The 24,179-nt window shown below is 60.3% G+C and carries 21 protein-coding genes; 10 read left to right on the forward strand and 11 right to left on the reverse strand.

What is annotated here, in order from left to right; all coding sequences use genetic code 11:
* The first annotated feature begins 6 nt into the window (after positions 1–6).
* On the forward strand, positions 7–732 hold the full coding sequence (locus PZ897_RS00695; protein ID WP_275748963.1) for a ribonuclease activity regulator RraA: 726 nt from the start codon (positions 7–9) through the stop codon (positions 730–732).
* A gap of 507 nt (positions 733–1,239) precedes the next feature.
* Here the strand turns inward: PZ897_RS00695 and PZ897_RS00700 are convergent.
* The 6 genes from PZ897_RS00700 to PZ897_RS00725 form a co-directional block, all read right to left on the reverse strand.
* Positions 1,240–3,711: an arsenate reductase (azurin) large subunit gene (locus tag PZ897_RS00700; RefSeq protein WP_275748964.1), complete on the reverse strand. Its 2,472-nt coding sequence runs from the start codon at positions 3,709–3,711 to the stop codon at positions 1,240–1,242.
* A gap of 11 nt (positions 3,712–3,722) precedes the next feature.
* Positions 3,723–4,244: an arsenate reductase (azurin) small subunit gene (locus PZ897_RS00705; RefSeq protein WP_275748966.1), complete on the reverse strand. Its 522-nt coding sequence runs from the start codon at positions 4,242–4,244 to the stop codon at positions 3,723–3,725.
* A gap of 152 nt (positions 4,245–4,396) precedes the next feature.
* A complete protein-coding gene (locus PZ897_RS00710; RefSeq protein WP_275748968.1) occupies positions 4,397–5,734 on the reverse strand; it encodes a sigma-54 dependent transcriptional regulator in 1,338 nt (445 codons plus the stop codon).
* On the reverse strand, positions 5,727–7,175 hold the full coding sequence (locus PZ897_RS00715; RefSeq protein ID WP_275748970.1) for a HAMP domain-containing sensor histidine kinase: 1,449 nt from the start codon (positions 7,173–7,175) through the stop codon (positions 5,727–5,729). The genes PZ897_RS00710 and PZ897_RS00715 overlap by 8 nt, the downstream gene beginning before the upstream one ends.
* 2 nt (positions 7,176–7,177) lie before the next feature.
* The gene (locus PZ897_RS00720; protein WP_275748972.1) at positions 7,178–8,077 is read right to left on the reverse strand and encodes a PhnD/SsuA/transferrin family substrate-binding protein; all 900 of its coding nucleotides are present in this window, start codon (positions 8,075–8,077) and stop codon (positions 7,178–7,180) included.
* A gap of 262 nt (positions 8,078–8,339) precedes the next feature.
* On the reverse strand, positions 8,340–9,008 hold the full coding sequence (locus PZ897_RS00725) for a GntR family transcriptional regulator (protein WP_275748973.1): 669 nt from the start codon (positions 9,006–9,008) through the stop codon (positions 8,340–8,342).
* Between the two features lie 145 nt (positions 9,009–9,153).
* Here PZ897_RS00725 and dctP point away from each other — a divergent pair, with 145 nt between their 5' ends.
* From dctP to PZ897_RS00760, 7 genes are all read left to right on the forward strand, one after another.
* Entirely contained in the window at positions 9,154–10,149 is a 996-nt protein-coding gene (gene dctP / locus PZ897_RS00730; protein WP_275748975.1) for a TRAP transporter substrate-binding protein DctP, read from the forward strand.
* Positions 10,150–10,225: 76 nt separating this feature from the next.
* Entirely contained in the window at positions 10,226–10,723 is a 498-nt protein-coding gene (locus PZ897_RS00735) for a TRAP transporter small permease subunit (RefSeq protein ID WP_275748977.1), read from the forward strand.
* The gene (locus PZ897_RS00740; RefSeq protein ID WP_275748979.1) at positions 10,720–12,036 is read left to right on the forward strand and encodes a TRAP transporter large permease; all 1,317 of its coding nucleotides are present in this window, start codon (positions 10,720–10,722) and stop codon (positions 12,034–12,036) included. The genes PZ897_RS00735 and PZ897_RS00740 overlap by 4 nt, the downstream gene beginning before the upstream one ends.
* Positions 12,033–13,370, forward strand: a complete 1,338-nt coding sequence (locus PZ897_RS00745) for a malonyl-CoA decarboxylase (RefSeq protein WP_275748981.1) — start codon at positions 12,033–12,035, stop codon at positions 13,368–13,370. Before PZ897_RS00740 ends, PZ897_RS00745 begins: the two co-directional genes overlap by 4 nt.
* Positions 13,360–14,907 (forward strand): malonyl-CoA synthase, encoded by a 1,548-nt coding sequence (locus PZ897_RS00750; protein ID WP_275748983.1) that lies wholly within the window; start codon positions 13,360–13,362, stop codon positions 14,905–14,907. The genes PZ897_RS00745 and PZ897_RS00750 overlap by 11 nt, the downstream gene beginning before the upstream one ends.
* Before the next feature lie 347 nt (positions 14,908–15,254).
* Positions 15,255–16,550: a 4-aminobutyrate--2-oxoglutarate transaminase gene (locus PZ897_RS00755; protein WP_275748985.1), complete on the forward strand. Its 1,296-nt coding sequence runs from the start codon at positions 15,255–15,257 to the stop codon at positions 16,548–16,550.
* Positions 16,550–18,028: an NAD-dependent succinate-semialdehyde dehydrogenase gene (locus tag PZ897_RS00760; RefSeq protein WP_275748986.1), complete on the forward strand. Its 1,479-nt coding sequence runs from the start codon at positions 16,550–16,552 to the stop codon at positions 18,026–18,028. The genes PZ897_RS00755 and PZ897_RS00760 overlap by 1 nt, the downstream gene beginning before the upstream one ends.
* Before the next feature lie 145 nt (positions 18,029–18,173).
* Here PZ897_RS00760 and PZ897_RS00765 read toward each other — a convergent pair whose 3' ends face one another.
* On the reverse strand, positions 18,174–19,253 hold the full coding sequence (locus PZ897_RS00765; RefSeq protein WP_275748988.1) for an endonuclease/exonuclease/phosphatase family protein: 1,080 nt from the start codon (positions 19,251–19,253) through the stop codon (positions 18,174–18,176).
* Positions 19,250–19,531: a hypothetical protein gene (locus PZ897_RS00770; protein WP_275748990.1), complete on the reverse strand. Its 282-nt coding sequence runs from the start codon at positions 19,529–19,531 to the stop codon at positions 19,250–19,252. Before PZ897_RS00770 ends, PZ897_RS00765 begins: the two co-directional genes overlap by 4 nt.
* Positions 19,532–19,689: 158 nt before the next feature.
* On the opposite strand from PZ897_RS00770, the gene gntA reads away from it, so the two are divergent.
* Together gntA and PZ897_RS00780 are read left to right on the forward strand one after the other, a co-directional pair.
* A complete protein-coding gene (gene gntA, locus PZ897_RS00775; RefSeq protein WP_275748992.1) occupies positions 19,690–20,349 on the forward strand; it encodes a guanitoxin biosynthesis heme-dependent pre-guanitoxin N-hydroxylase GntA in 660 nt (219 codons plus the stop codon).
* Entirely contained in the window at positions 20,349–20,939 is a 591-nt protein-coding gene (locus PZ897_RS00780; protein ID WP_275748994.1) for an urea carboxylase-associated family protein, read from the forward strand. The genes gntA and PZ897_RS00780 overlap by 1 nt, the downstream gene beginning before the upstream one ends.
* A gap of 6 nt (positions 20,940–20,945) precedes the next feature.
* Here the strand turns inward: PZ897_RS00780 and PZ897_RS00785 are convergent, their stop codons facing one another.
* From PZ897_RS00785 to PZ897_RS00795, 3 genes are all read right to left on the reverse strand, one after another.
* Positions 20,946–22,496, reverse strand: a complete 1,551-nt coding sequence (locus tag PZ897_RS00785; RefSeq protein WP_275748995.1) for a TRAP transporter large permease subunit — start codon at positions 22,494–22,496, stop codon at positions 20,946–20,948.
* Positions 22,493–23,005 (reverse strand): TRAP transporter small permease subunit, encoded by a 513-nt coding sequence (locus PZ897_RS00790; RefSeq protein WP_275748997.1) that lies wholly within the window; start codon positions 23,003–23,005, stop codon positions 22,493–22,495. Before PZ897_RS00790 ends, PZ897_RS00785 begins: the two co-directional genes overlap by 4 nt.
* Positions 23,006–23,069: 64 nt before the next feature.
* Complete coding sequence (locus PZ897_RS00795; protein WP_275748998.1) at positions 23,070–24,167, reverse strand: TRAP transporter substrate-binding protein; 1,098 nt, start codon at positions 24,165–24,167, stop codon at positions 23,070–23,072.
* Between the last annotated feature and the right edge of the window lie 12 nt (positions 24,168–24,179).

Below are 24,179 nucleotides of genomic sequence, written 5' to 3' on the forward strand. Positions count from 1 at the left end.
CCCCCCATGACCACTTACATTCTTTCCGACGAGACCCGCGCCAAATTGAAAAAAGCCTCGACGGCGTCCATCGCCACGGCGCTGTACAAGCGCGGCCTGCGCAACCAGTTCATCCAGGGCGTCTCGCCAGTGTCGCCCAAACCCGAAACCATGGTCGGCCCGGCGTTTACGCTGCGCTATATTCCTGCGCGCGAGGACCGCAATCCGATCACGGTCTTTCGCAATCCGGAACACCCGCAAAGGGTCGCTATCGAGACCTGCCCGCCTGGCTTCGTGCTCGTCATGGACGGCCGCAAGGATGCCCGCGCGGCGACCGCGGGCTCGATCCTGGTCACCCGGCTTGCCATCCGCGGGGCGGCCGGCGTCGTTTCCGACGGCGGCTTCCGGGATGCGGCAGGCATCGGCGCACTCGACATGCCGTCCTTTTGCGCCAGGCCGTCGGCACCGACAAACCTGACCCTGCACGAAGCCATCGACATCAACGTGCCGATTTCATGCGGCGATGTCGCCGTCTTCCCTGGAGACGTGATGGTGGGCGATGCTGACGGCGTCATGGTTCTCCCGGCGCATCTCGCCGACGAGATCGCCGAGGAATGCGCCGGGATGGAGAGCTTCGAGGATTTCGTTCTGGAACAAGTAAACAACGGCACCCCGATCATCGGGCTTTATCCGTGCACGCTGGAAGAGAACCAGAAGAAATATGAGGCATGGCGCAAGCGCACCGGTCGTTGACGCCAAAGCTGCCACGCACATCTGTTATGCCGTTCTTGTCAAAGCACCCATCACAGATGAACTGCGGACACCACCGTTCCCTTTGCCAGGCAAGTCCAGCAGGCTCTACGCCATCTGTTGGCACCTGCATTGCGCCTGATCAAGTTGAACGTCTGCTTCTTTGACTCGGCTGCCCTTTCCTTGCGGGAGAGTTTGAAATAGCCGGGAAGACCCGGATCCATTTCAATGCTCGGTCGGCGCTGCAGCCACCTGAAGAAGGCGCCGCAGCTCGCTGCCGCGTCGTCACTGACGAAATTTCCTTCGCCATCTTGCCTTGCGGCCTTGGAGCTGTTCGCGACCCAACGCGAACGGCGGCGATCGCCTTCGCACCGGCGATATCGGCAGGCAGACCTTCACTTGACCTGGCAGGGAACCGGAAGCCGGCCGGTAGGGGTTTGGGTTGCAGGGCGCTGTATCTGGCATGGAATCAATCCGCCGCGACGGCCGCGGCGGATTGATTCAGGCGTGTCAGGCCGAGGTGTATTCCTTCGACTTGAACGACAGGTGCCGGACCGAGGCGGGGGCATCGGAGATCTTCCGGATGTTGGCCCAGGTCTGCTTGTAGTTGGGCAGGATCAGTTCGTTGACCCCGGCATTGATGACATTGCCCTGCGTCCCGCTCGGTGCACCGAACAGCATGAAGGCCTCTTTCCGGCGAGCCGTGGACGTCGGATAGACCATGGCCTGTGTCGCGCCGACATCGTTGTAGACTTCGACGAGGTCGCCTTGCTCGAGATCCAGTTCCGCCATGTCTTCAGGGTTGATCTCGATGAACGGGAACGGATAACGGTCCGAGACAAAATCATTGTCCTTGTCGAGGAACCAGTTCTGCCAGTTCAGGTTCGACCGGCCATTGTTGATCAGGAACGCGTAACTGTCCCTCTGGGCCGACTTGCCGGGCGCCTGCAATCCGCGCCATGCACCGGCACAGAATAGCGCCTTCTTGTCTTCGCGGCCATGCCGGTCAAACTGGCCATCGGCATAGAGCCGTTTGGTGCCAACCAGCTTTCCGTCCTCGAAGCCAACGACCGGTTCCTGGACGCCGTTGTTGCCCATGGCGCGCAGCCGGTCATAGGTGACAATCTCGCCGGTGTTGGCGTGATAGCCGTCCATGAAGGCGTCTTCCTCGGTCTCCCAGTCATACCCCTTGAACTGGTCAGCGTAGTCGCTGCGCCCTTCCTCGCGCAGAACCCGCTCGAGGCTCTGTGCCAGTCCTGCAGCAATCAGACAGTCGGGTTTGGCCGAACCGGGACCGTCCATGTATTTCTCGACCAGCCGCATGCGGCGTTCACCGTTCATCGATGTGAGGTTCATCTCTCCCGATTCCACCGCAGGCAGGATGACGTGCGCGGACTGGCCGATCTGGCTATGAATGATGTCGACATTGACCGAGAAGATGCCACCCGCCTCGATGGCACCAACAATGGCGTCGACCAGTTCCCCGCGGGTTGCGCCTGCGCGGGCGTCCATGGCTTCCTTCACCATGTTGGTGCGCTTGTTGTAGACCCGCTTGAACTCCGAGGCGTTCAGCGTCGTCTTGTAATGGTCGTTGGCCCAGATGTGGTGAACCTTGCCCTGTCCGGCAATAAGCAACTGGTCGATGTAGGGGGCGGGGCGCCCGACATGAGCATCGGAAGGACGCATATAGCCTTCCTGATGACCGCCCAGACGGCAGACGCCTCCGCCCTCGCGTCCGATGTTGCCGGTTGCCAGAGCAATGTTCACCAGCGCGCCAACGGTGCGGTAGTTGTCATTGCCCCAGATGATGCCCTTCTCATAGGCGCTGACGCATTTGCGCCGCGAGCCATCATCCTTCGGCTTGGCGATCCATTCCGCCGCCTTGATGATATCGGCTTCCGCCACACCGCAGATCTCCGCGCCTTCAGCCAGCGACATCCGGCACTCCTGCCGCGCCATCTCGAAGCTGCCAAGCGCTGCCGGATGGGCTTCGTCTTGTCCCTGGGCAACTTGGCCCTGGAAGGTCGATTTGGCGATAAAGTCGCTGTCGACCCACCCCTGATCGGCGATGTAGGTGAACAGCGTGTTGAAAAGTGCCAGATCGGTTCCCGACTCGATGGCCAACTGCAGGACATTTTCCTTGCCGGCTTCTATTTCGCACGCATTGACCGTGACGGTGCGGCGGGGGTCGACGATCACCACCTTGGCGCCATTGCGTATGCCCGGAACCATGTGATTGAGGAACAGGTTGGACTGGGTTTCGAGCGGGTTGGCGCCGATCAGGAAAATCGCATCGGTCAGCCCATAGTCTTCATAGGCGTAATTCAATTCGCCTACACCCATGTCGCGGGTCGAATGAACTTCGGAATTGTAGGCGGGGCGGTTGTGAATACGGCAGTTCTTCACCTTCATCGACTGGAAGTAGAGCTTGCCGGTGCCCCAGGTGTTCTCATAGCCGCCGGCGGAGCCGCCGTGGTCGAACATGGAGACAAACAGGTCGTCCTCGTTGTCCTTGTCGATAACGCGCGCGGTCACCCTGGCGACAAGATCGAGCGCGTCATCCCAGCTGGTCGGCTGCCACGTACCATAGCGCCAGACCATTGGATCGCTCAGCCGCTGCTGCTGCGTGCCGGTCTTGTCTGAGCGGCGGTTTTCGCCCATGCGTGCGCCGCGCACCGAGCCGAGACCGGAGTTCACGGAACATTCCTGGTCAGGCATGATGACCAGATGCACGTCCTTGCCGTCCTGTTTGACGACATTGTACATCGACGGCGCATACCACGCTTCGGTATCGGCGAACTGCTGCTCCGACAGGTCAACGCCGAATATGTTCTGACTTGCCTCGGTCCCGCCCTGCTTGTTGACCGGCCATGTGTAGGCATTATAGCCGCAACCGACGATGCAGTAGTGGCAGGTGACATTGTGCTTCCTGGCGTCTGCCGGGATGATCGGCAAGCGATCGATATGTCTCTTGTAAGCCATGTGATCCTCCCTCAGAGTACGTTTGAATGGCGCCCGTAGAGCAGCTCATCGACGCCTTCGGCATAGATGTCGCCCTTGTCGTCGACGCGCAGCATGTATTGCGGCAGGTTCTGGGTCGCATGACCCCACGTCTGCTGGCCGCCGGCCTCGCAATCGAAAACCGAATAATGGCCCGGACAGTTCATTGTCCGTCCTTCGGCGTGGTAGCTTAGCGGGAAGCCCTTGTGCGGGCAGATGGTCGAGAAGCCGACAATGTCGCCGTCAGGTCCGGCACCGCCTTCCACAGGCTTGCCGAGCTTGAGCAGAACCCCCGGCGCGTCCGCGTCGGGATAGGTCACATCAAATGGCTCGTTCGGTGCCAGATCAGCGATGTTGGCGATCCGGTTGGCTGGATACTCCACCAGCGCCATGCCGGCCGCCCTGGCCTGTTCGGCCGGCACCATGGTTGCCGTGGCGGCTCCAGCGGCGGCGATTGCGCCACCCCTTAAAAACTGACGACGGCCGACATCGACCATCCTTGTGCAGCGTGACATGCTTTCCTCCCGGGTATGTTTACGTCATCCCGAAATCAGCAAGCTCTATGCCAGTTCATTTTATGCAATGAATTCAATCATCCGCATCAATACAGACAGGATGACGTGTTTCACCTTGTTCGGGATTCCGGACATGATGCAGCGCCGAACGTTCAGGATTCCGGACGCTCGATCCTGACATCCAGCCGGGTCATTTTCTCCCAAAGCGTTGTGCGTGAGACGCCGAGCAAGCGGGCTGCATCCTGGATGTGACCGGAAGTTCGTGACAGCGCGCGGTCGATTTGACGCCGTTCCGCCGCATCACGGATTTCCGACAATGGCTGAAAGCTTGCAGTGGTGGATACGGTGTTCGGCATGTCAGGAAAGAGATCTCGGGGCATCAGCCACTCGCCGCCGGCAAGGGCAACGGCCCGTTCGATGCGGTTGCGAAGCTCACGGGCATTTCCCCGCCAGGGATGAGACAGGGCAGCCTCTTCGGCAAGTGTCGAGAAACCGCGAATATTCTTCTCCTGGCGATTGCAGGCTTCGGCCAGAAACAGACACATCAGCCAGGGAATGTCGTCTGGTCTGCTGCGCAACGGCGGAATGTGCACCGGCAGTACGGCGATGCGAAAATAGAGATCCTCGCGGAAACTTCCGCCATTCGAACTGCCGGCAAGATCCTTGTGGGTCGCGGTCAGAATCCGGCCGAGGAACGGGATCGGCTCCTCGCCGCCGAGACGATGAAAGCTCCGCTCCTCCACCAAACGCAGGATCTTGGCTTGCAGTTCCGCCGGCATGTCGCCGATCTCATCCAGAAAAAGCGTCCCCGTATCCGCGCGCTCGGCATAACCGAGATGGCGCTTTGCGGCGCCGGTAAAGGCGCCTTTCTCGTGTCCGAATATCTCGCTTTCGAGCAGATCGGCCGGAATCGCCGCACAGTTGACAGCCATGAACGGCGCGCCCGATTGCTTCGACAGCTCGTGCAGATGCCGCGCCGCAACCTCTTTGCCGGTGCCGGTCTCGCCGGTGATCAGGACAGGCAGATCGGTCTCGGCATAGCGATGCAACACAGCCTCAAGGTCCTGCATTTCGGGCGATACGCCGAGGGTGGTGCCGCCACGGCTCGTCGGCGCACGGCTTCGGGCGTTGTCGCGGATGCGTGACAGGAAATCCTCGAACTGAAACGGCTTGGTGACGTAGTCGGCAGCGCCGAGCCGCATCAGCCGGACCGCTTGGTCTATCTCGCCATACCCGGTTATGAAAATAACCGGCGGCACAGACATCTTGCCGGTCAGATGACGATACACCTCTTCGCCATTCATGTCCGGAAGCCTTATGTCGCACAGGATCAGGTCCAGCTCGGCGACCGTCCTGTCGGGTGCTTCCAACATTTCGTTGCCGGTTTTCCACCAGTGCACGGCACAGCCTTCCAGTTCGAGCCGCTGCACGATGGAGCCGCCCATGATGGGATCGTCCTCGATCAATCCGATGTTGAGCGCTTCAAGCAACCTTGCTTACCTCCGAAATGGTCCGGGGAACCGACAGGCGAACAACCGTATCCGATCCGGGTTCCCGGGAAACAGTGATCGCCGCACCGAGATCGCCGGCAATCTCACGCACGATCCAAAGGCCGAGCCCGCTGCCATCACGGGGGATCTGCTTGTTCGTCCGGTCGCTCAGGATTGATCTTGCAGAATCCGGCATGCCGCTGCCTTGATCCGAAACTGCGATCTCGAGCTCCCCGGGCGTTACCATGACCTGCAACCCAACGCGACCGCCCTCGGGCGTTGCTGCTGCCGCGTTGAGCAGAAGATTGAGTGTTGCCTGTCGAATGGGGCCGGCCGGCCACCCTGGTTCAGGATCGATCGTCCTATCAATGTGATAATCCAGCCGCTGTTGTTTGCGCCGCAGTTCCGGCCGAACCAGCAGCCTCAAATCGGCAAAATCCTGATCCGCCAGAGGCCGGGCCAGCCGTTCGGGGCGATAAGTGGCGAGCGCCGCCTCTACGACCTCGCGAATTCCGTGCAGGCCCCGTTGGATGAGCTCGATTGACGAGTCACGCACCGTGCGGCGTTCCCCGTGCAGCCGCAGCGTATCGACCGCATTCATCAGTCCGCCCAGCGGATTGTTGATCTCGTGCGCCATGCCCGAGGCCAGACGCCCCAGACTGGAAAGTTTCTCTTCTTCTGCCAGTTGCCTGGCAAGCACCTGCCTTTCCATCTCGGATTGCACGAGCGCATTGTAGGCGCGGTAGACGCTCGCCGCCTCTGTGTTTGCCGCAGGAAACTCGCTGTCGGCGATCAGCGTCGAAGACCCGGCAGCCGCATCAATCATATGCGTTTCGAGCACATGCATCGGCCGGACCATTCTGCGCACAGTGACGAAACCGATGAGACCCAGAAACGCCGTGAGCAAAGTGTTGGTGGTGAAAAGCGTGGCGAGGATCTGCCGCCGCTCGCGGAGCAGCGAGGAAACATCGAACACGGCATAGACGGCGCCGATCAACTGGTTCTGGTAGATGATGTCGCGCCGAACATAACCGCTTCTTGTGTTTGCATCGATGCGCACGCCGGCTCCGTTGAATGCACCGATAAAGTCTGGATCAAGCGGCCTCAATGTTTCACGGGCCATCGGGTCGCTCGATGCGAGTACGATCTGCTTCTTTCCTGTCACCACGGTCTCCAGCGGAAGAATGTCATCCGCGCTCGGCTTCATGCGTTCAATGCCGTCGAAGACCTCCCAGCTATCTTCGCGCAACACCGATGGTGTGATCGAAGCGACAACCCCGTCGAGATAGGCCGATGCCAGCCGCTGAAGATATGTTTCCTGGGTCTTTGACAGCCGGTCCAGAACCCTCTCGGAGATGAGACCTGAAACCGTCACCATCAGAATCGCGACCATCATTGGAACACGGACGGTCAGCGGCAGACGGCGAAGGCGGGACAGCATGTTCACAGGACGCCTCGCAACAGGGCGACCTTGGCCGCGATGCCATCAAATATGCTCGGATCAGCGGCTTCGAACCCCGTCAGCCGAAGCATGCGCAGAACCCGTTCCCCTTCCGGCTTCTCCGCCATCGAAAGCAATGCTTTCGTCAGTGCCTCAATCCGCGGTGAATGCGAGAGAACCCTGCTGGTTGCGATCGGAGGAAAGCCAAGCCATTCCGATTTTCGCAGCGGCCGTGTCCGGTTGACCAGGTCCGGCTCGATTTCACGCATGACTTCCCAGACATAGCCGTCGACACTGCCCGATTGCGCTAACCCCGAAGCGACCGCGCGAATGACATTGCGGTGGCCATAGGTGAACATGGTTTTTCTGAAGAAAATCTCCGGTTGGCGCTCCTGTTGGTAAAGCAGCGTGCGCGTGACGAGGTAGCCCGAATTGGAATCGGGGTCGGAGAATGCATGGATGTCTCCCTCGAGATACGCCAGCGACGTCGCTTCGCGGTCTGCGCCGACAATGAGATAGGATTGATAGAGCGGCTTTCCGTTCCAATTCGGAACCGCGACAAGTTCGAGGTTGTCGCGATAGTGCACAAAGGGATAGCCGCAGATCCAGGCAGCATCGAGCTGGCCGGAAACCAGTAGCGCGGTGACTTCCTGGTAGGTGCGCCGCGTGATCAGCTCGATCTCATAACCGGTCGCGTGCGCAAGGTAGGCCTGCAGCGAATTGAGCAGTTCGAGATCGTTGGTCAGAAAGACCGGCGTCAGTCCGAACCGGATTGTGCCTTGGGCCTGCGCTTGTGCATGATCGGCAGAAAAAGCACAGAACGCAGCAATGCCCGCCAACCGCATTGCCGAGCGGCGGGACCAGGTCCTATCGACAGCATTGAGTGGTGGTGCACCGCTCAATGTAACTCCTCCCGTATTTTCGCATACCGTAACCGAAAGAACCGATCGTTTCCATGTCGCGTTTGAGTGGATGACCTGCCGGATTAAGCACTGTCGATATGACAGCCGTAAAGCATGGCTGTTCGTAGCCCTATCGAGAGCTGACACTGCGCGGCTTGGCCATTGTCATGACAGCGATTGAGCACCAGCCGTCAGCGGATCAAATGAGTCCGGCGCACGGCCCCGTGGCTTTCAGGCCAGGGGTCTGCGCGCCTGGGTCTGCTCAGCCGGTCTTGAGTGCGGCCAGTTGACGGTAGCTGGCCATGAGGTCGTTGAAGCGCTCTCCCTGAATGGCGACATGCAGGCGCAGCGTCGCTGCGGCGGCCTTTGAATCGGAGCGCTTGAGCGCCGCGAAGACCGCCCGGTGCTCGCGCATCGACTGCAGCATGCGGCCGTTGGCGCGCAATTGCAGCCGCCGGTAAGGTTTGAGGCGCTTGTGCAGCCTTGCTGCCTCGCGAGCCAGAAAACGGTTGCCGCTGGCCTCGTAGAGCAAGTGATGGAAGGTTTCGTTCTCGCGGTAATATTCGTCGAAATCGCCTTCCGCAATGGCCGCTTCACAGGCCTCGATGGTCACGCCGATGGCGGTCATCTGGCTTTCGGTCACGTGCCGCGCAGCCCGAAACCCGCACATCGCCTCGATTTCGGCCATCACTTCGAACATCTCGACCAGCTCGACAAAATCCGGATGCCGGATGAAGGCGCCACGGTGGGCCTTGAGCGTGAGCAGCCCCGAGGCCGCCAGGGACTGAAACGCTTCGCGCAACGGTGTCCGCGAGACGCCAAACTGCTCGGCCAGCTTGACTTCGTCGAGACGCTCGCCATCGGCGAAATCGCCGGTGACAATCATCTGCTCGATGCGTTCGCGAACGGAATCTGCAATGCGTGTGCTCATGAGCCCATCATCGCCAATCCACACCGAAATGCAAATTCAATCTTTTTGTATACAAGAGGTTTGACTTTGCATCGCAAAAATGATCCGTTCGAGTGTTGCCAGGGCCGGAGGAGGTTCTGCGAGCACATTCTTCTGGGAGGTAGACATGAAACTAGGATTATCAACGTTTGCGGGCGTCTTGGCCGCATCCCTTGCTTTGACCGGTCTTGCACAGGCCGAAACCCTGAAAGCATCACACCAGTTTCCCGGCGGCAAGGGCGATGCGCGAGACGAAATGGTTCAGCTCTTCGCCAAGGAACTGGCAGCGGCCGATGTCGGTCTGGATGTCCAGGTCTATCCGGGGCAGTCGCTCTACAAGGCCAAGGAGCAGTGGGGAGCGCTGACCAAGGGCCAGCTCGACATCACCTCGTTCCCGCTGGATTACGCTTCGGGCCGGGTGCCGCAATTCTCGGCAACCCTGATGCCTGGCCTGGTGCGCAACCATGATCGCGCCAAGCGGCTCAATTCTTCGCCGTTCATGACCGAGATCAAGAAGCTGATTGAAGACAATGGCGCCATCGTCATCGCCGATGCATGGCTCGGCGGCGCTTTCGCCTCGAAAAAGAACTGCATCACCTCACCGGATTCGATCCAGGGTCAGGTGACCCGTGCGGCCGGTCCTGCCTTCGAGCAGATGCTGGTGGGCGCCGGCGCATCGATTTCCTCGATGGCGTCATCGGAAGTCTATACCGGCATGCAGACCGGCGTGCTGGATGCCGCCAACACCTCATCGGGCTCCTTCGTGTCCTACCGGCTTTTCGAACAGGTCAGCTGCCTGACAGAGCCGGGCGAAAATTCGCTCTGGTTCATGTATGAGCCGATGCTGATTTCCAAGGAAACCTATGAGCGCCTGACCCCCGAACAGCAGGCAGCCGTCATGGCCGCCGGCAAGAAGGCGGAGGAATATTTCGACAAGGAAGCCGCAGGCCTCGACGACAAGATGGTCGAAACCTTCAAGAAGGCCGGCGTTGAAGTCGTTTCGATGTCGAAGGATGACTACGACGCCTGGTTGGCGATCGCCAAGGAGACTGCCTACAAGGAATTTGCCGAAAATGTTCCTGGTGGACAGAAGCTGATCGAAGACGCGCTCGCCGTCGAGTGAGCCTTTAGGGGGAGCTTCGCCTCCCCCTTTTCTTGCCGCCTGGCCTGCCCATTTTTCGATCCAAGGATTGCTTGTAATGAAACGTTTTGTTTCGGTCGTCGAGATGTTGTCGCGGCTGTGCGGATTGACATCCATGCTGCTGATTGCCGCCTCCACGCTTGTGGTCTCGCAAATGGTGTTCATCCGCTATTTTCTCGGCGCGTCCACTGTCTGGCAGACCGAATTCGTCGTCTACGCCATGATCGCCTCCACCTTCATCGGCGCACCCTATGTGCTGATGCTCAAGGGCCATGTTTCCGTCGACCTGCTGCCGACCCTGCTGGGCGGCAAGGGCAAGCGCCTGCTTGATGTGGTTGCCGCCCTTCTGAGCCTGGCGTTCTGTGCCCTGCTCGGCCGGTCCGGCTGGGATTATTTTCACGAGGCGCTGTCAAAGGGCTGGACCACCGATACGGTGTGGGCGCTGCCGCTGTGGATTCCGCTGCTGCCGCTGCCGCTTGGCATCGGTATCCTGTGCCTGCAATACATCGCCGAAATCTACAAGAACTGGACCACCACCGGGGAGAATCCCGCATGAGCCCGCTGGAAATCGGTCTTCTCATTCTCGTCGTGCTGATCGTGCTGTTCGCGATCGGCATGCCCATCGCCTTTGCGCTTGGCGCTGTTTCGATCGGAACCCTGCTGCTCATTGACGGCTTCCGCTCGCTCGACATTCTCGGCGAAACCTTCTTCTCCGGGCTTAACTCGTTCACGCTTGTCTCGATCCCGATGTTCATCCTGATGGGGGCCGCGGTCTCCAACAGCCCGGCGGGCAAGGACCTCTACGAGGCGCTCGACCGCTGGCTCAACCGCGTGCCCGGCGGCCTGGTGCTGTCCAACCTGGGGGCCTGCTCGATCTTTTCGGCGCTGTCAGGCTCTTCGCCGGCCACCTGTGCAGCGATTGGTAAGATGGGCATTCCCGAAATGCGCAAGCGCGGCTATCCCGACGAAATCTCCGCCGGTTCGATTGCCGCCGGCGGCACGCTCGGCATCCTGATTCCGCCATCAATCACCATGATCGTCTACGGCATCGCCACCGAAACCTCGATCGGCAGGCTGTTTCTCGCAGGCTTGGTCCCGGGAATGATGCTGACGGCCATTTTCATGGCCTGGACACTGTTTTCATGCTGGCGCAGCGGCCTGACATTGTCCGATGTGACGCAACATTACTCGCTCAAGCAGAAACTCGAGATCCTGCCGAGGGTGCTGCCGTTTCTGGCGATTGTCGCCGGCATCCTGTTCGTGCTCTACGGCGGCGTTGCCACGCCCTCGGAAGCTGCCGGTGTCGGCGCCCTGTTCTGCCTGGTGCTGGTGGTCGTGGTCTACAGGATGTTCTCGGCCAGGCCGTTCTTCTCGATGTTCAAGGATTCAACCAGGGAATCGGTCATGATCATGATGATCATTGCGGCGTCGGAGCTGTTCGCCTTCACCCTGTCCTCGACCTTTGTCACCCAGAGCATGGCCAACTGGATCTCCGATCTGGAGGTCAACCGCTGGGTGCTGATGGGAATCATCAATGTCTTCCTGCTGATCGCCGGGTTCTTTCTGCCGCCGGTGGCAGTGATCCTGATGACGGCTCCGATCCTGCTGCCGATCATCACCAGCGCCGGGTTCGATCCCTACTGGTTCGCCGTCATCCTCACCATCAACATGGAAATCGGCCTGATCACCCCGCCGGTCGGGCTCAATCTCTACGTCATCAACTCGATCGCGCCGGATATTTCCCTCGGCACCATCCTGCGCGGCTCGCTGCCCTATGTGATGTGCATGATCCTTGCCATCGTGATCCTGTGCATCTTCCCCTCGATTGTCACCTTCCTGCCTGAACTGGTGATGGGGGCGGCACTTTGAATCGCTCCGGTTTCTTCTACGATCTGCTGTCGACGCTGTTCGAGCGGCCGGGCATCGCCCGCATCAAGGGCGACGGTCGCTCGATCACAGCGCTGTGCGAGGATCTGATCGCCAGCGCCGGCGAGGGGTCGGGCTACAATATGGGCCAGCAGATCCTGTCGCGCTTCAGCGAGTTGACAGCCGAAGAGGAAATCGCGTTCTTCGACTATCTCAACGAGCAGATGGACCTCGACATCGAGCGGCTACAGGCGCTGACTGCAGCCTACCAGACGGATCGTACGTCCGAGAATTTCGCCAATCTGCTCGATGCCGCCGAACCCAAACGGCAGGAGTTGCTGCGCCGTATCAACCGGGTGCCGGGTGCCACCGGGGATCTGGTGAAAATGCGCGCGCGCCTGCTTAAACTGCTCAGGGACAATCCGCGCTTCGGTCGGACAGATGTGGACTTTCAGCACCTTTTCAGCTCGTGGTTTAACCGGGGCTTCCTGGTTCCACGGCGGATCCACTGGCAAAGCCCGGCCAACATCCTCGAAAAGATCATCAAGTACGAAGCGGTACACGCCATCAATGACTGGGATGATCTGCGCCGCCGGGTCGAACCGTCTGACCGCCGCTGCTACGCGTTCTTCCATCCCGCCATGCCCGACGATCCGCTGATCTTTGTCGAGGTGGCACTGGTCAAGGGCGTACCGGCTTCGGTGCAGGACATTCTGGCGGAAAACCGCGAAATCCTCGCTCCCGAGTCTGCCGACACGGCAGTGTTCTACTCGATCTCCAACTGTCAGGCCGGGCTTCGCGGCGTATCGTTCGGCAATTCGCTGATCAAACAGGTGGTGGGCAATCTGCAGGCCGAGGTGAAATCGATCAGCAAATTTGTCACCCTGTCTCCGATTCCGGGTTTCAATCGCTGGCTGCACCAATCCATCGCTCAACATCCCGATCCCGTTGTTGCAGCACAGGACATCGATCTTGCCATCGAGACTGGTGAACTTGGCGGACTCGCCGAACAGTCACAATGGCTGCGGCGGCAGGCGGCGGATTACCTCATCAACCAGAAGGGCCGAAATGGCATGCCGCTGGACCCGGTGGCGCGCTTCCATCTCAACAACGGCGCGATGGTGCATGACATCCACGCCGGCGCGGACCTGTCGCCAAACGGGGTCCGTCAGGCCTGCGGCTTGATGGTCAATTATCTCTACGATCTCAAGAAGATCGACCAGTTCCACGAAGGCTTCGCCGAGGCACACACGGTGTTCACTTCCAAGGACGTCAAGACATTGGCCGATGCAGCGGCCACAAACAAGAATGGCAGGAAACTGAAAAATGGCTCGTAATTTTCTCTTTGACGGATTGCTCGCCGACAAGCTGGACACCCCGGAAGGCCGGAGCAAGCTGTTTGCGACACTTCCCGATGACGGGCGACATTACTCCTATGGCGATGTCGAGGATGTCTCCGGCCGTTTTGCCAATGTCCTTGTCGGTCTCGGGGTCAAGCCTGGCGACCGGGTGGCGGTGCAGGTGCAGAAATCCATCGAAGCGATCATGCTGTATCTGGCCGTGGTGCGCGCCGGAGCCGTGTTTCTGCCACTGAACACCGGCTACACGCCGGCGGAGGTCGAATATTTCCTCGGCAATGCGACGCCGCGAATCTTTGTCTGCGACCCGGCAAAGCGGACCGATTACGAGGCGCTGACGGCCAAGCTCGGCATCGGGCTTGAAACCATGGGCGTGTGGCAGAACCACGACATCAGCGCCGGATCGCTCAGTGATGCCGGACTGGCCGCACCAACCGCGTTCAAGACCGTCCCGCGTGCGGCTGACGACCTGGCAGCAATTCTTTACACCTCCGGCACGACCGGGCGGTCGAAGGGCGCGATGCTGACCCATGACAATCTGCTGTCCAATGCCGAGACACTGGTGCAGTTCTGGCGCTTTAGCAGTGGTGATGTGCTGCTGCACGCGCTGCCGATCTTTCACACCCACGGCCTGTTCGTTGCCACCAACACGGTACTGAGCGTCGGCGCATCGCTGATCTTCCTGCCGGCTTTCAGCGCCGAGGCGATCATCGCCAACATTCCCGATGCCACAGCGCTGATGGGCGTCCCGACCTTCTACACCCGGCTGCTTGATGATCCCGGCTTCACCGCCGACCTGGTTCGCCACATGCGGCTGTTCGTATCCGGCAGCGCGCCATTGCTGTCCGAGACCCATGTCCAGTTCGAGCAGCGCACCGGCCACCGCATCCTTGAGCGCTACGGCATGACCGAAACCAACATGAGCACGTCCAACCCCTATGAGGGCGAACGCCGCGCCGGTACGGTCGGCTTTCCGCTGCCCGGCGTGGCGCTGCGCATTGTCGATGCCGAGAGCGGCAAGGCATTGCCGCAAGGCGAGATCGGCATCATCGAGGTCAAGGGGCCCAATGTGTTTGCCGGCTACTGGGAGATGCCGGAAAAGACGAAGGAGGAGTTCCGCGATGACGGCTTCTTCATCACCGGTGACGTCGGGGTCATCGACGCTGATGGCTATGTGCAGATTGTCGGCCGCTCCAAGGACCTGATCATTTCCGGCGGGTACAACATCTATCCCAAGGAACTCGAACTGCTGCTGGACGAGGAAGAGGGCGTGCTTGAATCGGCTGTCATCGGCGTGCCGCAGGCCGATTTCGGCGAGGGCGTGGTGGCTGTGCTGGTGCCCAGGCCGGGGGCGCAGCTCGAGGAGGCGGTGATCCTCGACAGCATCAAGCCCAAGATTGCCCGCTTCAAGCAACCCAGGCGCATTATTGTGCTGGATGAGCTGCCACGCAACACCATGGGCAAGGTCCAGAAGAACGTGCTGCGCGAGGCCTACAAGAGGTTGCTGCAAAGCTGAAGCGGCGTGCGCTGTGATGCCTCCCGCTGCGAAAGGCACAACGAACATCGGCGCTGGCTGGTGCTGATGGGAACAGCCTGGCCCGTGGCTCGGATGTTTCCGGTTCGACGGCTGTGATTCCTTCATGCTCAGCCCCGTCCTGGGCCGATGGGGATAATTCTGCACGCGGCAAGATTGACGGCGGCGACCTGTACGAGGCGGCTTTGCGAGTCGCCTCGAAACCGATATACCCAATCTGGAACCAGACTTCCCAGGGGCGGACACACTGCCCACTCAGGCTCAATCGGGCGGCGCGGCTGGTCGCAATTGGCAAGCAGCGCGTTCAGAACACGTAGAAAGTAGCAAAAATGGGTAAAAACGCGGCCATTCAAACGCGCAAGACGGACGCCATTGCGCGCGGCGTGGGCATGATGACTCAAATCTATGCCGACCGAGCGGAGAACGCCGAAATCTGGGATGTCGAAGGAACCCGTTACATCGATTTCGCCGCAGGAATTGCCGTGGTCAATACCGGCCACCGCCACCCCAAAATCATCGACGCGGTGAAGGCACAGCTCGACCGGTTCACCCACACCTGCCATCAGGTCGTGCCCTACGAGAATTATGTTCATCTGGCCGAACGGCTGAACACGCTGGTGTCCGGCGACTTTGACAAGAAGACCGTATTCGTGACCACCGGCGCGGAAGCTGTCGAGAACGCCATCAAGATTGCCCGCGCCGCCACCGGCCGCGCAGCCATCATCTCCTTTTCCGGCGGCTTTCACGGCCGAACCTTCATGGGCATGGCGCTGACCGGCAAGGTGTTTCCCTACAAGGCGGGCTTCGGTGCGATGCCGTCCGATGTCTATCACGTCCCCTTCCCGGCCGAGCTGCACAATGTTTCGGTCGAGCAATCGCTGGCAGCGCTTGAAACCCTGTTCAAGGCGGATGTCGATCCGGCGCGGGTGGCAGCAATCATTCTGGAGCCGGTTCAGGGCGAAGGCGGCTTTTACGAAGTGCCGGCAGGCTTTTTCAAACAGCTGCGCGACATCTGCGACAAACACGGCATCCTGCTGATCGCCGACGAGATCCAGACCGGGTTTGCCCGGACCGGCAAGATGTTTGCCATGGAGCATCATGGCGTCGCGCCGGATCTGACAACAATGGCCAAGGGGCTGGCCGGCGGCTTTCCGCTCGCCGCAGTCACCGGTCGCGCCAGCATCATGGATGCGGCCAACCCGGGCGGGCTCGGAGGCACCTATGGCGGCAATCCGATCGGAATAGCCGCAGCTCATGCGGTGCTTGACGTGATCGACGAGGAAGGGCTTTGCGAACGCGCCATGCTGCTCGGCAACAGGCTGAAGCAGCGACTTCAGGGCATTCGCGAGGACGTGCCGGAGATCGTCGACATTCGCGGTCCCGGCTTCATGAATGCCGTCGAATTCAACGACGCCAAATCGGGAAAACCAAGCCCGGACTTCGCCAATGCGGTCAAGAACCGCGCCCTTGAAAAAGGCCTGATCCTGCTCACCTGTGGTGTGCATGCCAACGTCATCCGCTTCCTGTCACCGATAACCATTCAGGATCCGGTGTTCCAGGAAGCGCTGGACCTTCTTGAAGCGTCCATTCGTGAAGTTCACTCAGAAATCGGAGCCAATGCCTGATGACCAACACTCCTCTTGCAGAGATTTTGAAAAACCCCGAACTGCTGGTCAGCGCGGCGCTGGTCGGTGGCTCCTGGATGGAAACTGCACCCAGCGGCAAGACCTTTGAGGTCCTCAATCCTTCCACCGGCGCCGTCATCACCACGCTGCCCGATCTGGGTGTGGAGGAAGCGCGGACTGCAATTGATGCGGCCTATGCAGCGCAAAAGGACTGGGCCAGGAAGACCGGCAAGGAACGCAGCGCAGTCCTTCGCAAACTGTTTGATCTGATGGTCGCAAACGCCGACGATCTGGGCGCCATCCTGACCGCGGAAATGGGCAAGCCCTTTCCGGAAGCCAAGGGCGAGGTGCTTTATGGCGCCAGCTTCATCGAGTGGTTCGCCGAGGAAGCCAAGCGCGTCTATGGCGACGTCATTCCGGGTCACCAGCCGGACAAGCGCATCATCGTGATCAAACAGCCGGTCGGGGTCGTCGCCGCCATCACACCGTGGAATTTTCCCAATGCGATGATCGCGCGCAAGCTTGGACCGGCGCTTGCCGTCGGTTGCGGCTTCATTTCCAAGCCCGCCGGCGAGACCCCGCTGTCAGCCCTGGCGATGGCGAAGCTTGCTGAAGACGCCGGCCTGCCCAAGGGGCTGCTGAGTGTCATCACCTCGAAGTCCAGCGCAGCGATCGGACAGGAGTTCTGCTCCAACGACAAGGTCCGCAAGATCACATTTACCGGCTCCACCGAAGTCGGACGGATCTTGATGCGGCAATCAGCCGACCAGATCAAGAAGACATCGATGGAACTGGGCGGCAACGCGCCTTTCATCGTGTTTGACGACGCCGATCTCGATGCCGCCGTCGAAGGCGCCATGATCTCGAAATACCGCAACAACGGCCAGACCTGCGTCTGCGCCAACCGGATCTACGTCCAGTCAGGCGTTTATGACGCATTTGCCGAAAAACTCGCAATTGCTGTCGGCAAGATGAAGATCGGCGACGGCTTTGGCGACGGTGTCACCACCGGACCGCTGATCAGCGAAGATGCGGTGAGCAAGGTCATCGATCATATCGCCGACGCCACCGACAAGGGCGCCAAGGTGTTGACCGGCGGCAAGCGTCACGAACTTGGCGGAACCTTCTTCCAGCCGACAATTCTCACCGGTGTGACCCGCGAGATGAAGGTTGCGGACGAGGAAACCTTCGGCCCGGTGGCACCGCTGTTCAAGTTTGACAGCGTCGAGGATGTGATCGAGCAGGCCAATGACACGATCTTCGGACTGGCGTCCTATTTCTACGCCAATGACCTGTCCAAGGTCTGGCAGGTAGCCGAAGCGCTGGAATATGGCATGGTCGGCGTCAATACCGGCCTGATCTCGACCGAGGTCGCGCCGTTCGGCGGCGTCAAGCAATCAGGTCAGGGCCGCGAAGGCTCGAAGTATGGCTGCGACGACTATCTGGAGATGAAATACATCTGCCTCGGCGGTATCTGATTTCCTGATCATGGCCAGGGTGCGGGTTCAGTCTCCGGCCCTGGTCAACAGGATCGGCCATGCGGCCTTGCCACGCTGCGCACCCAATCGGATGCGCGGCGTTGTTTCGCTTTGACACAGCGCATCGGGCATTGACGGGAATTTCCTATTCCCAATCAGTCCCGGCCGGAGGCCGGTCACGGCTGGCTTCAACCTTGATCGCCTCATCGGCCTCGGCGATATCATCGGATGACGGTTCGGGGGGTGGATCATTGTGATCCGTGCCGGTCAAAGCCAGACGATAAAACATCGGGAAGTGATCGGAACCGACAAACCGCTGCCGGGCGAGCGAAACCAGTTCAAAATGATGCGAATGGAAAATATGATCGAGCGGCCAGCGCAGGAACCAGTACCGGGCGTCGAACGAATTGAACATGCCGCGACCCTGGCGCGGATCGAGAAGTCCTGAAATCCGCAGGAACCGGCGGGTTGTCCGGGACCAGGCGACGTCATTGAGATCGCCGGTGACGATGACCGGCAGGTTTTCGCCCCGCGCCTTCTTGGCGACGATCAGAATTTCTGCATCGCGGCCGAGCGTATCGCGGTTTGGCAATGGCGGCTCCGGGTGGAGTGCGATCAGCCGGACCCGCCGGCCTCCGGGCAATTCGACCAGGCAGAAAATGCTCGGCACTTCCTCATTGAGCAAGAACTGAACCTCGTGCGCGGCAAGCGGAAAACGGCTTGCCAGGATCATGCCGTAGCTGTCTTGCTGTGGCTGCTCGATCCTCTCGCGATACCCGGAAAGACATGGCCGGAGCGCATCCGCCCAGGCCTGGTCGGTCTCCATGAACACAGCTATGTCGGGTTCGGTGTCGCGGACCAGGTCGATGACGCGCTGATAATCGCGGTTGCCCTGTTTGACGTTGCAGGCGAGCACCGAAATCATCGGCACGGCATCGCTGTCTCCGGCAAAGCTTGCCGTCTGCACCGGCCATAACGGTGTGAACCGCACCACATAGACAAGCTGAATGGCGCTTGCCACACCGGCCATGATTACCGCGGCAATCAGCGGCGGCGTCAGTGATCCGAAAAGCACCGCCACGATGATGACAGATGCCGATACGCCGATCACCTGCAACCGGCCAAAATCGAAAGATCTCACCAAGCCGTGGCCAAACGGCAAAAGAGGAACCAGGCTGGCCACCAGGCAGACAGCAGCCAGACCGCCAAGAATGATGTCGATCACGCGCCTGCCCCGGCTCCCGGCATCCGGAACCTCATGCCAAACACCAATATGCGCTCGCGATCTTCAACAGCAAGGTCGCGGTCGACGGGATCCAGGGACTGTCTGCCAGCCAGAGTAGCGCGCAAGCTTTTGCTGGTTGGCGCCAGCAACGGGTCGATCTCGACGCGGGCTGCAGTGACCGCGCTGTCGCGCCGTGTGTACGGCCCGGTGTAGCGGCTGCCCAGCTTGTAGTACCAGCCGCCTCTCCAGTTTTCGATTTCGAACAAAGGCTCGTTCATCGCGCTCGCTCCAGTAACAGGATTGTGCCTGTCAACGCCGTATCCGGCCGCTTGTTCCCCCCGATCATCCGTCGATGTCGATGGGAACTTCCTTGTCCCTTGCCCGTTTAGCTCTGCAACCCGCCTGTTGAGACCCTTGGAGAGTGAGTGACGTACCAATGAGCGACATATCCAACTCATTTCAGCAATTCATCCAGAGTGCAGAATTTCCCTGTGTCGGCGCCAAATCGGCGCTGGCGCGCGACGCCCTGTCCGTCTTTTCGGTGGGCAAGATCGACAGCCCCGCCGATGATGTCGAAATCCACCGTGCGCTGCACGACTTCAGCGAAGACCTCGATCTCCAGAGTCCGGTTGTCCGGTCTTTCGTCGTCATCTTCGATGGACCCGATGAACTTGATGAAGAAGCGTTTGAAAAGGCGTTGTGGAACCGGCTGCAGTCGCTGCACAATCTCGATGTCGTCAGCGGTCAGTCATGGAACCAAGCCGTGGATCACGATCCCGACTCGCCGCATTTTTCGCTCAGCATCGGCGGCGAACCGTTTTTCGTCATCGGCCTGCATCCACATGCCTCTCGCCCGGCGCGGCGGTTCGAAAAGCCGGCGCTGGTGTTCAATTCACATCTGCAGTTCGAGAAGCTGCGCGCCGACGGGCGCTTCGACAAGATGAAGGACATCATCCGCAAGCGCGATGCGGCGCTGGCCGGCAGCATCAACCCGATGCTCAGCGACCATGGCGATGCCTCCGAAGCGCGCCAGTATAGCGGCCGCGCCGTCGACCCTGAATGGAAATGCCCCTTTTCACACAAGGACGTAGCCTGATGACGTACCGAATTCCACCCCGCAGCGGCACCGCTTTCGAGCTGAAGCAGGGGCAGATGCTGAGCGTTGTCGATCCCGAAGGCGAGCAGGTCTCAGACCTGGTGGCTTTCAATGCAGACGACACACGCGAGTATCTTTCCTCCGGCCGTTCGATCGACTACGCCGGGCGGATCTTCCTGACCACCGGCGACATCCTCTACTCGAACCGGTCCGTGCCGATGCTGCGCATTGTCGAGGACGAAGTCGGGCGGCATGATTTCAGTCTGACGCCCTGCTCGCGCGACACCTTCCGCATCATCTATGGCGAGACCGATCCGCATCATGGCTGCCAGGGCAATCTGGAAAACGCTCTCGCACCCTATGGCATCGGACCCGACACGATCCCGATCGCGTTCAACGTGTTCATGCATGTCTCGGTGGACAGCGACAGCGGCGAGATCAAGGTGCTGCCACCCAGAAGCAAGCCGGGGCAGAAAACCGTGTTCCGGGCTGAGATGGATCTGATCGTTGCGATGACCGCCTGCTCCGCCGGGCAATCGAACAATTTCCGCTACAAACCCATCGACTACAGGGTCGAGGGTGCAGCCTGAGCCGTTCTAGAAAATCACCCCTGGCAGCCAGGTGGCCAGTTGCGGCAACAGCCAGACCAGCGAGACGCCGACAATCTGCAACCCGATGAACGGCATCACGCCGGCGTAGATCTGGCCTGTGGTGACTTCGGGTGGTGCGGCGCCGCGCAGATAGAACAGCGAGAAACCGAAGGGAGGGGTGAGGAAGCTGGTCTGCAGGTTGATCGCCAGCAGCACACCGAGCCAGATCGGATCATGTCCCATCAGGATCAGCGGCGGCGCGATCAGCGGCAGAACAATCACCGAGATTTCGACGAAATCGAGGAAGAAGCCGAGCACGAACACAAAGGCCATGCAGAAAAACAGCGCACCTGCCGGACCGCCGGGCATACTGCTCAAAACATGGGCCACCCGCTCCTCGCCGCCGAGTCCGATGAAGACCAGCGAAAACATGCCGGCGGCCAGAATGGTGGCAAAGATCATCGCCGTCATGGTCAGCGTTGAATCAACAGCGGCGTGAAGGGACCTGGTGCGCAACGTTGCGCGAAGGGCTGCCAGGATCGCCGCGGCACCGACGAGGGTGAGCACGATATAGAAACTGCCTGTGGCCAGAGAACCAAGGCCAAGGTCATTGCGTTGCAGGCGGACAGGAAACAGCCCTGCAAGAATGCCGAGACCGATCAAGGCGGCTGCCCCCCAGAGGATGATCCGCGGGTTCCTGCCGACCCGCATGCCGGCCATCAGCAAGGCACCGATGGCACCGACGGAAGCGGCCTCAGTGGGCGTTGCAACGCCGCCGAGGATAGCACCGAGAACCGTGAAGATCAGCAGTACCGGCGGTATGATTGCCGAGATGATTTCGCGCCGGTCAGGCTTTGGTGTGTCGAGCGTCGCCGGCGGCATGTCGCCGGGGCGGATCAGACCGTGGGCCAGGATGTAGATCAGATACAGCGCCACCAACGTCAGACCCGGGATGAGTGCAGCGGCGAAAAACTGACCGACCGAGAGCGCCTCTACCGAGAACTTGCCCTGCTCATACTGCGCCTGCTGAAACGCATTCGACATCACGTCGGCCAGAATGATCAGCAGCGTTGAGGGCGGGATGATCTGTCCCAGCGTGCCGGCAGTGCAGACAATGCCCGAGGCAACACGGGGATCATAACCGGAGCGCAGCATGGTCGGCAGCGCGATCATGCCCATGGCCACCACCGTGGCGCCGACAATACCGGTGGAGGCGGCGAGCAGCGCGCCAACCAGCACCACTGAAATACCCAGGCCCCCGCGCAATTGCCCGAACAACCGGCCCATGGTGTCGAGCAATTCCTCGGCGATACGGCTTTTCTCCAGCACCGCGCCCATGAGCACGAACAGCGGGATGGCAATCAGCACCTGATTGGAAAGCAGGCCGAACACCCGTTGCCCGGTGGCACCCATCAGCGTGATGTCCATCACCCCGAGCGCCCAGCCGAGATAGGCGAACACGACCGCCACACCGGCAATCGAGAATGACACAGGAAAGCCAAGCAGGATGGCGCCCATCAGCGCCGCAAACATGACGAGATCGAGATATTGGCTCATGCATCGGCCTTTGGCGCGGAAGTGTCAGGCAGAACGAGACGGATCAGCAGGGACAGCGATTGCAGCACCAGGAGGATGCAGAAGGCCGGGATCAGCGTCTTGAGCAGAAACACGGCTTCTATTCCACCGACTGATATCGGGCCTTCAAGGATTTTCCAGGAATTGCGCACTGATGGCCAGGACCAGTACAGCAGCACCAGCATCGACGGAATCAGCAAGAACAGATGGCCGAATATGTCGATGCGGCGACGGGTTGTGTCCGTGGCCTTGGAATAGAAGACATCGACCCGGACATGCTTGTCGACCAGCAGGGTGTAGGCAGCGCCGAGCATGAACAGCGTCGCATGCAGATACAGCACGCTCTCCTGGGCGGCGATGGAGTTGACCCCAAACACATAGCGGCCGACCACGATGGCGAATTGCACCAGCACCATCAACAGCGCCAGCCAGCGAATGACGCTCGCTGTTACCCGGCTGATCGTGTCGAGAATGTCCGCCAGACGCTGCATGCAGTTCCCTCGTTTTGTGGATGTCCGGCGCGGGACAGGATCTCGCGCCGGACGGTATTCGCTATCAGTACCCCATGACCGAGGCGCGGGCATTCATCTGCCCGTTATCGGCATAGGTCATATAGCCACCGACCAGATCGCGATAGGCGACATAGCTCTCGGTAATGCGCTTGACCAATTCATCATCATTCTGACGCAGTTCGTCAACAACCTCTTCGGCTGCCTTGCCCATCGCCACGATGACATCATCAGGCAGTTTGCGGACGGTGACGCCATGCTCGGAGACCAGAGTCCGGAGCGACTGGGCGTGCTTGGTGGTGTATTCGGTCCAGACCGGGTTGTAGAGGCTTTCGCAAGCCAGCGAGACCACCTGCTTCAAATCGTCGGGAAGCTCTTCGTAAGCCTTGGTGTTGACGCCGCATTCTTCCGCCGAAGAGGGCTCGCCGACGCCGGGCCAATAGTAGTTCTTGGCGACCTGGTAGAAGCCGAGTGCGGAATCGGTCCATGGTCCGATGAATTCGCCGGCATCGAGCGCGCCGGTCTGCAGCGCCTGGAACATTGCCGGGCCGCTCATGGCTTCCGATGCCATGCCGAGCTTGTTGGCCATTTCAGACGCCAGACCCGTGGTGCGGTACTTGAGGCCCTTGAGATCTTCCACCGAGTTGATCTCGTTGCGGAACCAGCCGGCCCATTGCGGGCCCGAGTTGCCGCAGAGGAACGGCTTGACGCCGAAGCGGCCGTACATCTCGTCATACAGCGCCTGACCGCCGCCGTGCTGCATCCAGCCGAACTGCTCGTCGGCGCGAAGGCCGAAAGGCTGCGATCCAAACAGCAGGATTCCCTTGGATTTGGAGCCCCAGTAGGCCGGGACCGCATGGTAGAGTTCGGCAGTGCCTTCGGACACGGCATCAAACACACCGGGGCCGGGAACGATTTCACCGGATGCGTAGAGCTTGACCTCGATACGGCCGCCCGACAGCGTGGTGATGCGATCAGCCAGAAGCTGGGCGGCTACACCGGGGCCAGGCAGGTTCTTCGGCCATGCGGTGACCATTTTCCACTGGCGCTTTTCCTGCGCGATCGCAGGTGTGGCAAGTGTTGCGGCTGCGGCTGCACCGGCGACACCGGTGACGCCTGCTTTCAAAAATTTTCTTCTCTGCATAATCATTCCTCT

The organism is Hoeflea sp. YIM 152468, assembly GCF_029210485.1.
GTDB lineage: Bacteria > Pseudomonadota > Alphaproteobacteria > Rhizobiales > Rhizobiaceae > Hoeflea.